The organism is Streptococcus sp. Marseille-P6264, from assembly GCF_902460355.1.
GTDB lineage: Bacteria > Bacillota > Bacilli > Lactobacillales > Streptococcaceae > Streptococcus.
In genome coordinates, this window is record NZ_CABPTO010000001.1 from 523,839 (window position 1) to 538,008 (window position 14,170).

12 protein-coding genes and 1 pseudogene are annotated in these 14,170 nt (G+C 44.6%); 1 reads left to right on the top strand and 12 read right to left on the bottom strand.

The window, feature by feature from the left end:
• Positions 1–37 precede the first annotated feature (37 nt).
• Together FZ941_RS02680 and parE are read right to left on the bottom strand one after the other, a co-directional pair.
• Positions 38–715 (bottom strand): cold shock domain-containing protein, encoded by a 678-nt coding sequence (locus FZ941_RS02680; RefSeq protein ID WP_148886746.1) that lies wholly within the window; start codon positions 713–715, stop codon positions 38–40.
• 41 nt (positions 716–756) lie between these two features.
• Positions 757–2,700, bottom strand: coding sequence for a DNA topoisomerase IV subunit B (gene parE, locus FZ941_RS02685; protein ID WP_148886747.1), 1,944 nt, complete (start codon positions 2,698–2,700; stop codon positions 757–759).
• Positions 2,701–2,922: 222 nt separating this feature from the next.
• On the opposite strand from parE, the gene plsY reads away from it, so the two are divergent.
• A complete protein-coding gene (plsY, locus tag FZ941_RS02690) occupies positions 2,923–3,567 on the top strand; it encodes a glycerol-3-phosphate 1-O-acyltransferase PlsY (protein ID WP_148886748.1) in 645 nt (214 codons plus the stop codon).
• A gap of 182 nt (positions 3,568–3,749) precedes the next feature.
• On the opposite strand, the gene nt5e is transcribed toward plsY, so the two are convergent.
• The 10 genes and pseudogenes from nt5e to FZ941_RS02745 form a co-directional block, all read right to left on the bottom strand.
• Entirely contained in the window at positions 3,750–6,008 is a 2,259-nt protein-coding gene (gene nt5e, locus FZ941_RS02700) for a cell surface ecto-5'-nucleotidase Nt5e (protein WP_148886749.1), read from the bottom strand.
• Positions 6,009–6,149: 141 nt separating this feature from the next.
• Positions 6,150–7,418 carry a dihydroorotase gene (locus tag FZ941_RS02705; RefSeq protein WP_148886750.1) on the bottom strand — a complete coding sequence of 423 codons (1,269 nt, stop codon included), beginning with the start codon at positions 7,416–7,418 and terminating at the stop codon, positions 6,150–6,152.
• Positions 7,419–7,430: 12 nt separating this feature from the next.
• Complete coding sequence (locus tag FZ941_RS02710) at positions 7,431–7,895, bottom strand: 8-oxo-dGTP diphosphatase (RefSeq protein ID WP_005589656.1); 465 nt, start codon at positions 7,893–7,895, stop codon at positions 7,431–7,433.
• Between the two features lie 8 nt (positions 7,896–7,903).
• On the bottom strand, positions 7,904–8,557 hold the full coding sequence (locus FZ941_RS02715) for a uracil-DNA glycosylase (RefSeq protein ID WP_037618097.1): 654 nt from the start codon (positions 8,555–8,557) through the stop codon (positions 7,904–7,906).
• Between the two features lie 10 nt (positions 8,558–8,567).
• Positions 8,568–9,203 carry a hypothetical protein gene (locus FZ941_RS02720; protein WP_148886751.1) on the bottom strand — a complete coding sequence of 212 codons (636 nt, stop codon included), beginning with the start codon at positions 9,201–9,203 and terminating at the stop codon, positions 8,568–8,570.
• A gap of 51 nt (positions 9,204–9,254) precedes the next feature.
• Positions 9,255–10,006 (bottom strand): annotated as a pseudogene (locus tag FZ941_RS02725) (DUF4336 domain-containing protein).
• Positions 10,003–11,541 (bottom strand): glycosyltransferase family 39 protein, encoded by a 1,539-nt coding sequence (locus tag FZ941_RS02730; RefSeq protein ID WP_148886752.1) that lies wholly within the window; start codon positions 11,539–11,541, stop codon positions 10,003–10,005. Before FZ941_RS02730 ends, FZ941_RS02725 begins: the two are co-directional and overlap by 4 nt.
• Positions 11,542–11,653: 112 nt before the next feature.
• Positions 11,654–12,283, bottom strand: coding sequence for an orotate phosphoribosyltransferase (gene pyrE / locus FZ941_RS02735; RefSeq protein ID WP_125373497.1), 630 nt, complete (start codon positions 12,281–12,283; stop codon positions 11,654–11,656).
• A 47-nt stretch (positions 12,284–12,330) separates the two neighbouring features.
• A complete protein-coding gene (pyrF, locus tag FZ941_RS02740; RefSeq protein WP_015604612.1) occupies positions 12,331–13,023 on the bottom strand; it encodes an orotidine-5'-phosphate decarboxylase in 693 nt (230 codons plus the stop codon).
• A 203-nt stretch (positions 13,024–13,226) separates the two neighbouring features.
• A complete protein-coding gene (locus FZ941_RS02745) occupies positions 13,227–14,165 on the bottom strand; it encodes a dihydroorotate dehydrogenase (protein WP_148886753.1) in 939 nt (312 codons plus the stop codon).
• Positions 14,166–14,170: the final 5 nt, after the last annotated feature.

Consider the following 14,170-nt stretch of genomic DNA (forward strand, 5'->3'; position numbering starts at 1 on the left):
TTCTGTAGAGGACATGTCTGTAAAGCGGACACATTGATTACATATTTGAATCAATTTCTTTAACCTTCTCAAACACATCAAAATTACAATCTAACTGATTATAACGATAGTTATCCCCTTGATATGTGGTTATATATAAACATGGAACTTCTAAAAATTGAAAATCTTTTTTTATATTGTAATTAATCAAATTTTTATTTTTTACTGAATTAAAAATTATTTCAATTAATGAGGGTATATATTTACAGATATTCCCTTTATCATCATAATATTTCACACCACTTTTATATATTAAATCTGGATCGTTGAAATATTCTCTAGACTTAAGAAGTCGCTGAGTTGAATCTATATAATTTCCTTGATCTGAAATTACTACCCAATCTGCATTCTCATTATCCTCACATATTTCATCAAAACTTTTATGGATCCGTTGATGAAGAATTGGTTCATAATCTATACCGTAAGACTTAATATTAGAAATTTTAATTCTATTGTTTCCTAGGACAATTACGCCTTGCTTTTTACGCATAAGTTTAACATTAACTGCAAACGTTTTTCCTTCGGATTCCTCTACTGAATATGAAACCAGCATATTTGACTGTGGTAACTCCTCGCTTTGCCAATTCGTTATGTGGAAAAAAACATCCTTCCCTTGATTAGTTTTTATAAAACCAAAACCACGTTGTTCATTATAATTTTTAATAATACCTTCCATTTGTCTATTTCTCCTTTAAACTATTTAAATTCTCTCATACTCTAAAACACTCCACTCTCCTCAAGCGTAAACTTGACATTATCCTCAATCCACTTGCGGCGTGGTTCGACCTTGTCGCCCATAAGGACATTAACGCGGCGTTCGGCGCGGGCCAGGTCTTCGATGGTGACACGGATGAGGGTGCGGGTTTCGGGATTCATGGTGGTCTCCCAGAGTTGGTCGGCGTTCATTTCACCGAGCCCCTTGTAGCGCTGAAGCATGGCACCCTTGCCAAACTTGCGGCGCAAGTCATCCAGCTCACCATCGGTCCAGGCATACTCGACAACTTCGCTCTTGCCCTTGCCCTTGGACATCTTGTAGAGAGGCGGCAGGGCAATATAGACACGGCCAGCCTCGACCAGCGGTCGCATATAGCGATAGAAAAAGGTCAGCAGCAAGGTCTGGATATGGGCACCGTCGGTGTCCGCATCAGTCATGATGATAATCTTGTCATAGTTGGCATCCTCAAGGGTGAAGTCTGTCCCGACACCAGCTCCTATCGTGTAAATCATGGTGTTGATTTCTTCGTTCTTGAGAATGTCGGCCATCTTAGCCTTGGCAGTATTGATAACCTTACCGCGCAGGGGCAGGATGGCTTGGAACTTACGGTCACGGCCTTGCTTGGCAGAGCCGCCGGCAGAATCTCCCTCGACCAGATAGAGTTCGTTCTTGGCTGGGTTCTTGGACTGGGCTGGGGTTAGCTTACCAGAGAGCAAGCCCTTGTCTTTTTTATTTTTCTTGCCGTTCCGGCTTTCGTCACGCGCCTTGCGAGCCGCTTCCCTGGCATCTCTGGCCTTGATAGCCTTGCGGATGAGATTGGACGCCAGCTCGCCATTTTCCAAGAGGAAGAAAGTCAGCTTGTCAGAGACGATGGAGTCCACGGCAGGACGAGCCAAAGGACTGCCCAGCTTGTCCTTGGTCTGGCCTTCAAACTGGAGGTGTTCTTCTGGAACCAGGATGGACAGGACAGCAGCTAGACCCTCGCGGTAGTCCGAGCCTTCTAGATTCTTGTCCTTTTCCTTGAGCAGGCCTGTCTTTCTGGCATAGTCGTTCATGGCCTTGGTAATGGCAGACTTGAGCCCCGTCTCATGGGTCCCACCGTCCTTGGTGCGAACGTTATTGACAAAGGACAGGATATTATCCGAGTAGCCGTCGTTGTACTGAAGGGCCACCTGAACTTGGAAGCCGCTCTCCTCGCCCTCGAAATAGAGGACAGGAGTCAGGGTTTCCTTATCTTCATTGAGGTAGCTGACAAAGTCTTCAACCCCGTTTTCATAGTGAAATTCCACTTCTTCGCCAGTGCGAGCATCGGTCAGCGACAGGCGGACATTCTTGAGCAGGAAGGCTGATTCCTTCAGCCGCTCCGCAATAGTGTTGTACTTGAAGTCTGTCGTTGAAAAAATCGTATCGTCCGGCATGAAGGTCACTTTGGTCCCAGACTTGGACTTAGGTGCAGTACCGATTTTCTTGAGCGTAGTAACTGGTTTTCCGCCATTTTCAAAGCGCTGCTTATAAACAGTCCCATCCCGCGTGATTTCAACTTCCAGCCAGCTGGACAGGGCATTGACGACAGAGGAGCCTACACCGTGGAGACCGCCTGAGGTCTTATATCCTCCTTGACCGAACTTACCACCAGCGTGAAGAACGGTGAAGATGACCTCAACTGTGGGAATCCCCATAGCGTGCTTGCCGACTGGCATCCCGCGTCCGTGGTCTGCGACGGTCAGACTGCCGTCTTTATTGATGGTGACCTCGATTCGGTCACCGAAGCCTGACAAGGCTTCATCGACTGCATTGTCCACAATCTCCCAGACCAGATGGTGAAGTCCCGCTCCGTCGGTCGATCCGATATACATCCCTGGACGTTTGCGGACCGCATCCAACCCTTCTAATACCTGAATGGCATCGTCATTGTAATTGTTAATATTGATTTCCTTTTTTGCCACAAGGAACCTCCTGCATGATAGTCATCCTTATTATCTTACAAGTTTTTGATAAATTTTGCAAAGTTTTTTTCTACAAAATACCCCTTAAAGGCTGATAGAATCTGGATTTCAAGTGATTTTGGAGAAAGGCAGCCTAGCTGCAAGCATCAGACTAGACAATTCACTTAAAATATTCTTATCATAGTCCTTTGTCCAAGTTCCAAATCATGGTATAATAAAATCATGATGAACACGATAATTGGATTATTACTAGCATATTTACTGGGCTCCATTCCGACAGGTTTGTGGATTGGACAGATTTTCTTTAAAAAGAACCTGCGAGAATACGGCAGTGGCAATACTGGCACGACCAATACTTTTCGTATCCTAGGAAAGACGGCCGGCACTGCCACCTTTGCCATTGACTTTTTCAAAGGTACACTAGCGACGCTGCTGCCGCTTTTCCTGCATATTGAAGGGATTTCACCACTGATTTTTGGTCTCTTGGCCGTGATTGGCCATACCTTCCCAATCTTTGCTGGCTTCAAGGGCGGCAAAGCCGTGGCGACTAGTGCTGGAGCCGTTCTGGGCTTCTCACCAGCTTTCTTTATCTATCTGATATTGGTCTTTGTGACGACTCTCTATCTGGGAAGTATGATTTCTCTAGCCAGCGTGGTTTCTGCAAGCGTGGCTATCCTGTCTGTCTTGATTTTTCCTGCTTTAGGCTTTATCCTACCTAGCTATGATTTCCTCTTTACCCTGATTATCATTCTCTTAGCGACTATTATCATCCTTCGTCATCGCGACAATATCCAGCGGATTCGAAATAAAACTGAAAACCTAATCCCTTGGGGCATCAACCTGACCAAGCAAAATCCAAAAAAATGAGAGTGGGACGGAAATCGGTAATTCGTTAGAATTCGATTTCGTCGTCCCACTTCCGCACAGTTGAGTAGGGCTGTAAATGCTGATGAAATCAGCGTAGTAGAGCCCACTCAACCACTGCGTCTTGCTCGACAATCAAAAAAAAACAATTGAGAGGCTAGGACTTTTGTCCCAGCCTCATTTTTTTAATCTTTTTGAGTTTTTTTCAGGCTTGATACGCCTAAGGTTCCCAGAACCAGTCCGAAGAGGGAAAGAAGAACAGGATTCTTGTTTCCTGTTTTCGGAAGAGTACCTTGTTTGCTTGCTAGTTCTGCCGGACGAACCTGTGCTGGAGCTTGATAAGTTGCCTTATTTGCTGCTGGCTGAGCTGTATTTGGCTTCTCAACAGAAGGTTGTTCTTGTGGTTTTGTCTCAGGCACAACTGGATGATTAGGTTGGCTTGGAACCACTGGATTGCTTGGTCTTGTTGGAACTGTTGGATTGATTGGATTTGTTGGATTAGTTGGGTTTGTTGGATTGGTAGGATTTGCTGGGTTGCTTTGTCCAGGCTTAGAAGCGGCATCTTTTGGATCAGTACCCTGCTGGATTTCCTCGATATCTGTGTAACCATCTCCATCTGTATCCTTGCTAGCAGACATAGAAATCGTGCGAGAATTTGGATTAATTGCTGCATAGGCTGTCAAATCTGCACTTTCCAGATATTCTGCAAAGGCCACGTCCATAGATGGACCTTCCTCACGCGCACCACCTAGCATGGTATAACCATCACCACCTGCTGCTAGGAAGTCATTGGTTGTCAGGTAATAGGTCTTAGCCAAGTCAAGGGCTTCATAAGTACCTGTTTCTTTGTTTTTGATTTCAATGCGAAGAATCCGTTTCTCTGCTGGCAGAGTTGTGTCATAGTAAACTTTGGCACCAGAGACTTGCAAGAAACCGCCGCTTGGCTCTAGCAATGGTTGGCCGTTTTCATCCAAGACAGGTTTCCCATCTTTTTCTTGCAGAATGGAACCCAAAGATTTGGCAAACATATCTGCGATATTCTGACCAGTTACCTTGATTTGTGAAATGGTATTTCCAAAAGGCAATACAGCGATGACACTTCCCTTTGTGATGGGCTTGTCTTTGGCAATGGTTTCCCGTAGGCCGCCACCGTTGGTCACAGCCAAGTCTGTTTTGTTGGCAAAGCCTGTTTGGCCATATTTGTAGAGGGCATCGGCTACCACATTCCCCAGATTAGTTTCTCGAACGCGGACATTTTCACGGTCCCCGTTAAGCTCCACAGGACTCTTGGCTACAATTACCTTGGCATTTTCTGCATCGTATTTTTCCTTAATTTTCTTAACCATCTCTGCTACAACTGGATCTGGACTAGCTTTTTTAGCTGTTGCAGCTGGGATTTGCTGAGGATCGCCCAGAAGTTGGTTGGCCTTAAAAGTAACTTTACCGATATTGTGCAAATAACTACCAGTCTGGTTGTAGGTCACATTTTCACCGTAAGTAGTGGACTCTACTGTGTGAGAATGGCCGTCAATCACTGTAACGCGCTTGCCCTTCAGCTTGGCATTTTTAGAAAGGGCTTCAGCCAAGGTAGAACCGCGCCATTCAACTGGGGTCGTAGTATCCACACCCAAGTGAGCCAGAACGACATAGTTTTTGTAAGTCTTGCCTTCAGCTGCTGCACGTGCTTCAACTTCGTCAATCACGCGGTTAACCTCTGTGATTGGATCCGCGAAAGTCACACCTTGAATATTTTTTGGGTGAGTTTTTGTAGCTGTCTCAGGAGTGGTCACCCCGATCACGACAAACTCATCACCTTCTACATTCTTATCCTTGTCCACAATGGTTGATGCTTGGAACACACGGGCATTGTTGGCATAGGTATTAGCACTGAGAAGTGGGAAATTAAGGATTTCTTTATATTTTTTAGCCTCATCCAAACCAAAGTCAAATTCATGGTTGCCGACCGCCATAGCATCATAGCCGATTTCATTGAGGATCTTCGCGCGTTCTTCCCCTTTGGAGCTATTAGAAATTGGTAGGCCTTGGAAAGCATCTCCTGCATCTACGACCAACGTTTGAGGATTTTTCGCACGTTCTTCCTTGATAACCGTTGCAAGTTTGGCATCTCCGATAACACCTTTTTCTTCGACGATACGACCATGCACATCGTTTGTATGAAGAATGGTAGCTTCAGGCAAGCTTGCATCAGACGCTCCTGATACATCTTGAGCATTAGCTGCGATGGCCGCATTAACACTAGCTTCATCGGCAGAAACTCCACCTGCTTGCGCCAAATCCGTTTCAGCCGGTTTTTGAGCTGGTTCGTTCACATTTGCCACAGCAGTTGCTGGCTGAACCTCATCCGCAACAACTTGATGGTCCAAAAAGGCAGGCGCCAACAGAACCGTGGACAAAACAGGTAAAATAAGATGCTTCTTTTTCATAAATAAAAGCTCCAGTCTATGTTTTTTCTACTATTATACTGTTTTTATTGTAAAAAGGGAATGCCTTTTCAAAGAATCCTTCTTCTTAATACGAAAAACGTTCCAAAATGACATGGAACGTTGACTTTCTATGAATATCTACTAGTCTTGGAAGACGATTTCTCCATCGCAGATGGTATATTTGACTTGGCCTTTCAGCTCTTCGCCAACAAAAGGTGAATTGGCTGCCTTGGAGGCAAAATGATCGGAGACCAAACGGTCAGCCTTAGGATCGAAAATAGTGATGTCAGCTGGGCCTTCTTCGGCTAGAAAACCAGCATTAAAATCGTAGAGACTAGCTGGATTGACTGTCATTTTCTCCAAGAGCTCCATGAGGCTAAGATGCCCTGCCTCTACCAAGTAGGTCAGCCCCAGAGAAAGCGAAGTCTCAAGGCCAGTCATGCCAGAAGGTGCTTTAGTGATGTCTTCAACATTTTTCTCATCAGCGTGATGTGGAGCATGGTCCGTTGCAATGACAGAAATAACACCAGACTTGAGCCCTTCGATAACGGCCAGACGGTCCGATTCTAAGCGCAGAGGCGGATTCATCTTAGCATTGCTGCCCTTGGTCAATAGCAGAGCTTCTGTCTTCGAGAAGTGCTGAGGTGCTGCTTCAGCTGTTACCTGTGCTCCTAGCTTTTGGGCAAACTCGACAACCTTGACACTCTCAGCCTTGGACAAATGCTGGATATGCACATGAGCTTTAGCATCGTGGGCAATCATAACATCGCGGGCAATCATACTGTATTCGGCCACACCTGTCGCGCCACAGATATGAAAATGCTCTTTAGCGATATGCTCATTGAAACCGAGGATGCCGTTGAGGTTGGGATCTTCCTCATGCAAGCTGATAAAAGTATTGTTTTTGCGTGCTTCTACGAGGGCTTGACGGACAATGCCAGCGTTGGTCAGTGGAATACCGTCATCAGAAAAACCTACTGCACCAGCTGCCAAGAGACCTTGGAAATCTGTCAGATGCTGTCCATCAAAATTCTCTGTGATTGTCGCGACCGACTTGATATGGATATTTTCACGACTAGCCGAGTCCAGCACTTCCTTCAGAGTTTCAACTGTAGAAATGGTCGGATTGGTATTGGCCATCATTACAACGGTCGTAAAACCACCTGCTGCTGCTGCCAAGGCCCCCGTATGAATATCTTCCTTATGAGTCTGGCCCGGCTCTCTAAAATGAACATGTATATCCACCAAACCAGGAGCCACAACCAAACCACTGGCATCTAAGACCTGGGCATCAGTCGCTTCCAGATTTTGGCCGATTTTGACAATTTTCTTGCCCTCCACCAGCACATCGCACACTTGATCCAGACCAGACTTAGGATCCATTACACGGCCATTCTTGATTAGTAGCATTTTGTATCTCCTTTATTCGTAAAAATCGACCTGCGTGTCGAGTAGTTTATCACCATCATAAACAAATTTAGCCGAAAAGAAGGGCTTATCCTCCAGCAGCCATTCAACAAAGGTATGATCTCCTTCCCAAGTCGGCTTTGAAAGCACCTGATCGTAAGGCACCCATTCCAGAGTCCCTTCATTGCAATCAATCAACTCTCCCTCAAACTCCGTCACCTTGAAAACATAGGTGTACCAGTCCAAGTCGGGAGTGAATTCTGGAAAAGTGATGATGCCTTTGAGGACAGGCTTGGCCTTTAGACCTGTTTCCTCTAGAATCTCACGTGCTGCGCATTCCTGCGGGGTTTCTCCTCGCTCTAGCTTACCACCGACACCAATCCATTTCCCAGCATGAACATCGTTGGGCTTTTTGTTGCGGTGCAGCATGAGAAACTCCCGACCATTATCGATATAACAAATCGTTGCTAACTGAACCATACTACCTCCTATGCTAACCAATCAATTGGCTCCAAGCCCTTAGCCACTAAGAAATCATTGGTACGTGAAAAAGGTTTGCTGCCAAAGAAGCCACGGTAGGCGGACAGCGGACTTGGGTGAGCTGACTCGATAATCAAATGCTGGGAATTGCTAATCAAGGCTTTTTTCTTGCGGGCGTAAGAACCCCATAGTATAAAGACAACTGGATCTGACTTTGCATTAACGACCTTAATAATAGCATCTGTAAAAGGCTCCCAGATTAAGCCGGCATGCGCATTGGCCTGACCAGCAGGCACTGTCAGCCCAGCATTGAGCAAAAGAACCCCTTGCTGAGCCCAGGAAGTCAAATCATGCGACTCTTTCACTCCGATATCATCAGCCAGTTCTTTGAGAATATTCTGCAAAGAAGGCGGAGCTGGAATATCATCAGGTACCGAAAAACTTAAGCCTTGTGCCTGTCTCGGTCCGTGGTAGGGATCCTGCCCTAAAATAACCACCTTAACATCTGCTAAATCTGTCGTCTGAATCGCATTAAAAACCTTGTCCCGAGGTGGGTAAATGGTCCCAGAAGCGTACACTTCGTCTAAAAAATGATTGATTTTTGCAAAATAACCTTCCGGCAGCTGCTCCTTAATCAAAGCGTGCCAAGCTGAATGCTGCATATATGTCTCCTTACGTCGTCTCAATTTCACGAACTTGTTCATCTAGCTCTATGGCCGGATAATGGTCGGCTAGATAAGAACTAAAGCGACTCCAATTTTTCTCTTTGTACCTAAGTGGCATAAACTGTTCTCTATAGTCTTGATTTCTGACAATAAGGAAGAACTTCGGCGGCAAAAGAGACTTGGTTTTCTTGCCCTTGTTTCGATTATATTTCTGATATTTATTCACGAAAATCTGCCAAATTTGAGAATCCATCTTCCTAAAACAGAAATAGTTATGATAAGTGATGAGGCAATTCTTATAAATCAAAAGCTTTAATTCTTTGTCATGAAAGTCAGCCTCTTCTTCTATTGTTTCAAAATCAGGAGTTGGAGATAATTCCTCCGTCATTCTTTTAAGATATTTTCTATGCCTGCTGATATGCTCAGTTAATTCAAGAAAGCGAGCAAAAGCGTAACCAGAAATAAAAATTCCACCAACAAGTCCCATATAAGCGATTTTTCTATCGATCTTACTTGCTTCTTCCCATACAAATCCACTTCCTGTATAATTCAAATAGGAAAAAGCAAAAACGGTCAGCAAAATCAGAAGTAGAAGAAAGACAGTTTTATATATAAAATTTAAAAATAAACTTCTCTTTATCATAATATTTTAGAGATAGCCTCCTTGGAACAAGGCAACAAGTATTTTCCTTTCCTATCTTATCCACCTAAGTGCTCTTTTGAGTTCTGCTCTGCCATTTTCCAGAAAACAAGAACCGTGAGCTAGGATGATTTTCTCCGGTTGCCAAGCCAGCATTCGCTTCAAACACTCCTTAGCTTCTTTTTGATGACCGATAAAGGTCATACGGTAGTCAATAGGCGTCTGGCCATCCGGAGCTGCAACACGAACTAACTTATAAACCTTGCTGCGAAACGGATTTGGAAAATGCTCTGTTTCAAAATTCTCAATTAAATCCGTCAAAATCAAGGTTTGACTGTCCTTGTGAAAAAAATAGCTTCCTCAATATAAGCACTTCCTTTGAAAACCAACTGATCTATCTGACCTCCCCAAGTTTCTGGAGCTTCATTCGTCAGTTTTTCATCAAAAGTGACTAGAATTTTCTGCTTGGCCGCTCTCTCCTCAACTCCTGGGCTAGACCAAGCAATTGCCTCAGGATAGCGCTTCTTCCAGTCAGCTATATATGCATAGTGAATCTTATTTGGAGAAACAAGATGCGAAACTGGTCCCAAAGAGTCCAACTGGTCAAACAAGGCTTGATTTGGCTGGATTGGTGAATGACACCAGAGATGACCATTTGCTAACTTGATGACAGTCATGCGGGTTGAAAAAGGCAACTTTGTCACCACTGCATCCATCTCAATCAAATCACCGTCGACAATCCAGATATTCTCAGCGATAGGTTTCAAGCTATAAAGCGGTTCGTAGATAGGTACAGGTCTTTTCATTCTAAAGACTCCTTCTTTCTACTCCAAAAGCGAATGTTGTCTAAACCTTGAGGATACTGAGCTAGACCCACAGCAGATAAAATCAAAATCTGGGGCAAAAACTGAATCAGATAACGGGTCTTGCCTCCCTCGAAAATCTGCAGAAAGAGCAGGCCACCAAAGACTGCCAAGCTTAAGAAATTCAAGGAATCGTTTGGTCGATATTTCCAAAGGGCAAAGACCAGCCCCAAAGCCATGACAATCCAAACCGCTTGCTTGATCAGCGAATAAAATCGAAAACTATCCTTATCAGAATTGAGGAAGAAATCTCGGATAAACTGGGCGAATGCATTGTCCTTTGTAAACTCATAAAGTGGTGAAATATAAGGCGTCTTTTCATTTTCAACACTGCGATAGAGCCAACCCAAATTTCCTTCAGCAACTGTCAAAGAGTGTTTATAATACAGGTGCTGTAGAAAGGTCAGCGGAGTGTATTCTTTCAAGCGGCGTTTGATTTCTTTGATGACATTTTCCCTGGCAAACATGCCGTTATTGTAGTCAGCTCGCTTGTCAGGCTCAACGTATTGCAACAGTCCTTCCTTCATGTCCTCCTGATCGTGACCGATATTGGTTAGCCCCAGATTGATGAAAAGAAGTGGCCCTTTGGCCAGTCCTTGGCCTTGGATGATCGGCACTTCTGTCTGGTGGGCTAAGCCATAATGAAGCGGAAGATAACCTGCTGAAAAGCTTAGACCAAAGATCGCCGCAGTTAAGAAAAACTTTTTCCAGTTTTGTCTCAAGAACAGAACTCCAAAAACAGCAACCAGCAAAATCATCACTGTCGGACGAATCAGAAAGGCAAGACTAGTCAGAAGCCCTAATATAAGGCTTCTAGAAATGATTTGGCGCCTATCTCCCTTATTTTCCAACAAGCTCAGAGCTAGAAAAATCTGTAGACTAATCAAAGGTAAGGGGGGAATGTCCGTGTACATGGACATGTAGTAAGGCGAAAATCCGACCAAGGCCATATAAAGGCTAAAAACTGCATCTGCTGTAGCCTGCGAAAAGTATCGCTGACAGCCTTTGTAGAGGATCCAAGACGCAATATTGACGTAAAAAAGATTGAGTCCCTGCATAATCCAAAGAGCTGCTTCACCAAAAAGGTTAAAGAAGAAACGCTCATAGAGAAAGAGGGGCAGATTATTGGGATTGCGCGTCAAGTAGCTAGAAATGGATAACTCCTTCAGGTACTTGAAAGCTCCTGTGAAAACCACCGCTGCGTCCCGTCGAATCAAAAGCTCAGCCGATAAGAGCATGATGAGCTGAAAAATAAGAGCTGCCAAGACAATCGCCAACTTATGCCTCATTAGAAAATGATAAGACTCCTTGAGCTGAAGCCGATAGCGATCCGCTAGAAAGGCCAAGACTCCAAACAAAATCAGAGCCAAACTACTCAACTGAGACACATGAAAAATAGCTGTAAACAGCCAATGAAGACTCAATACCAGCATGATTTTTTGCAGAATCAAAAAAGTGATATGATAAATCTTAGACATGGCTTTATTATAACAAAATCAGGCACTTTTTGCTATTTTAAAAAGTGAGCAGAGGCCACGTAAATCCTAAAAAGGAGACAGGATTCTCCTCATCCCGCCTCCTCGTAACTTCTTAATTTTGCCAGTTTTCTTGATCGTCTTTGAACTTCTTCAGCAAAGCCAATCCTTCTGCATTGATGTAGCCTTCTTGCTCAGCCAGGTGGATAAGCTCTGTGTAGTTAGACAAGGTCACCAATTTCACACCTGCATCCGCAAAGTTCTTATCTGCTTTTGGTAATTCGTAGGTGAAGATAGCTGCAGCACCAATCACATCTGCTCCTTCACGCTTGGCTGCCGCAATAGCATCCAAAACAGAGCCGCCAGTGGAAATCAAATCTTCAATCACAACCATCTTTTGACCAGGAGCCACTCGACCTTCAATCTGATTACCCGCCCCGTGATCTTTTGGTTTGCTGCGGATATAAGCAAAAGGAAGATTCATCTTGTCGGCAATGATAGCACCGTGAGGAATACCTGCCGTTGCTGTACCCGCGATCACTTCCACATCAGGAAATTCCGCGCGAATTTTTTCAACAAAGCCATTTTCAATCAAAGTCCGAGTCTCTGGGTAGGCCAAAGTCACTCGGTTATCCGTATAAATCGGTGATTTAATCCCAGAAGCCCAAGTAAAAGGCTCCTCTGGTTTCAAGTAAACCGCTTTGATTTTCAACAAGTCGCGTGCAATATCGTTGGCTAAAGTCATTTTTCACTCCTTATAAATCTGTTATTCGTTTCATTTAAAATTCTTATTTAGCTATTCCACTGTTTCTTAATCTCGTGATAGGCATCCCAAGGATTCTCAGCCTGAATGATCGGGCGACCAACTACAATATAATTGCTGCCAATCTGATGAGCTTCCTGCGGCGTCATGACCCGTTTTTGGTCACCGATTTCAGCACCTGCTGGCCGGATACCTGGCGTCACGCAAAGAAAATCGTCCGCCGTAGCTTCCTTGATGAGCTCAACTTCCAAGGCTGAACAAACAACCCCATCCAGCCCAGCTTCCTTGGCCTTGCGGGCATAATTGACAACGGATTCTTGCACGGTTGTTTGGATATTTTGGCAGTCGCGCATATCTTCTTCACTGGTCGAAGTCAACTGGGTCACCGCTACCAGCTTAGCATTGTCGCCGAGAACTTTCTTGGCCTCTCGCATCATCTCAACGCCACCAGCCGCATGAACTGTCACCATATCAATGCCGAATGTTCCCAAAACAGACATAGCTGAACGCACGGTATTAGGGATGTCGTGCAATTTCAAATCGAGGAAAATACTATGTCCCAAGCCTTTCAGATAATGCACAATTTCTGGACCAATGGCATAAAAGAATTCCATGCCGATTTTGACATACAGTTTTTCATCTTCAGGGAAATGCTCCAGAAAGTTCTTGACATCGTCAAAAGATGGAAAGTCTAGGGCGATAATAGGACGTTCTTCACGCATGCAGTTCTTCTCCTTGCTTTTTACTTACTATAAAAATGATTACAACCATAGAAAAAACCTTGCCCGAGAGCAAGGTTACACGAAAATGTGGCAGAATCTGCCATTTTAAACGTATGCGCCTTAGAGCCTCTCTGGACTTCTTTAAAGGTTTTATCTTAAACATTCTATAATTTACTGGGAAGTTTGTCAAGAGAAAATCGAGCTTAAAGTAAATTTTCTCTGACTTCTTTTCTCAAGCTTTCTAGGCTTTCAATGCCATATTTATCCATAACTTGCGGAAGCTTTTCTATAATGTTGGGGCAGGCATACGGATCGGTAAAATTCGCCGTTCCAACGCCGATAGCTGACGCACCGGCGATAAACATCTCCAGCGCCGCCTCTGCTGAGTCAACTCCGCCCATGCCAATGATTGGCAGTTTGGTGAACTGAGCAACCTGACGAATCAGCTTGAGCGCCACAGGAAAGACAGCAGGACCAGACATACCACCCGTTCCATTGGCAATGATTGGCCGCTTCGTTTTCAAATCGAAACGCATTCCTACCAAGGTATTGATCATGGTCAGGCCACTCGCGCCCGCCTCTTCTGCTGCTTTGGCCACTTGGGTAATATCTGCCACGCTGGGGGTCAATTTGACATAGACTGGGACTTGGGAGACAGCAACTGCTGCCTTTACTGCTTCATAGGCTAGCTCAGGGACTTGCCCGATTAAAAGCCCCGCATTGCCGTGGTCTACATTGGGGCAGGAAATATTGAGCTCAATCGCTTTGACATTGGGAGCTTGGGAGATTTTTCCAGATACATAAGCATATTCTTCATTGGAAAAACCGGCCACATTGGCAATAATAGGCAAGTCTGGATAGTGCTGAGCCAGCCAAGGAAGTTTTCCGGCCAAAACTGCATCTACACCTGGATTTTGGAGGCCGATAGCATTGAGCATACCAGCTGGCGTTTCGGCCACACGGGGCGTTGGATTGCCAAAGCGGGGATGTTGCGTCGTCGCCTTGATCATGATAGAGCCCAATAGATCCAAGTCATAGTATTTGGCATACTCCTGACCAAAACCAAAACAACCTGAAGCTGGAATGATTGGATTTTTCAGCTCTAATCCTGGCAGAGAAATTTTTAAACGATTTTCAGTCATTTCTT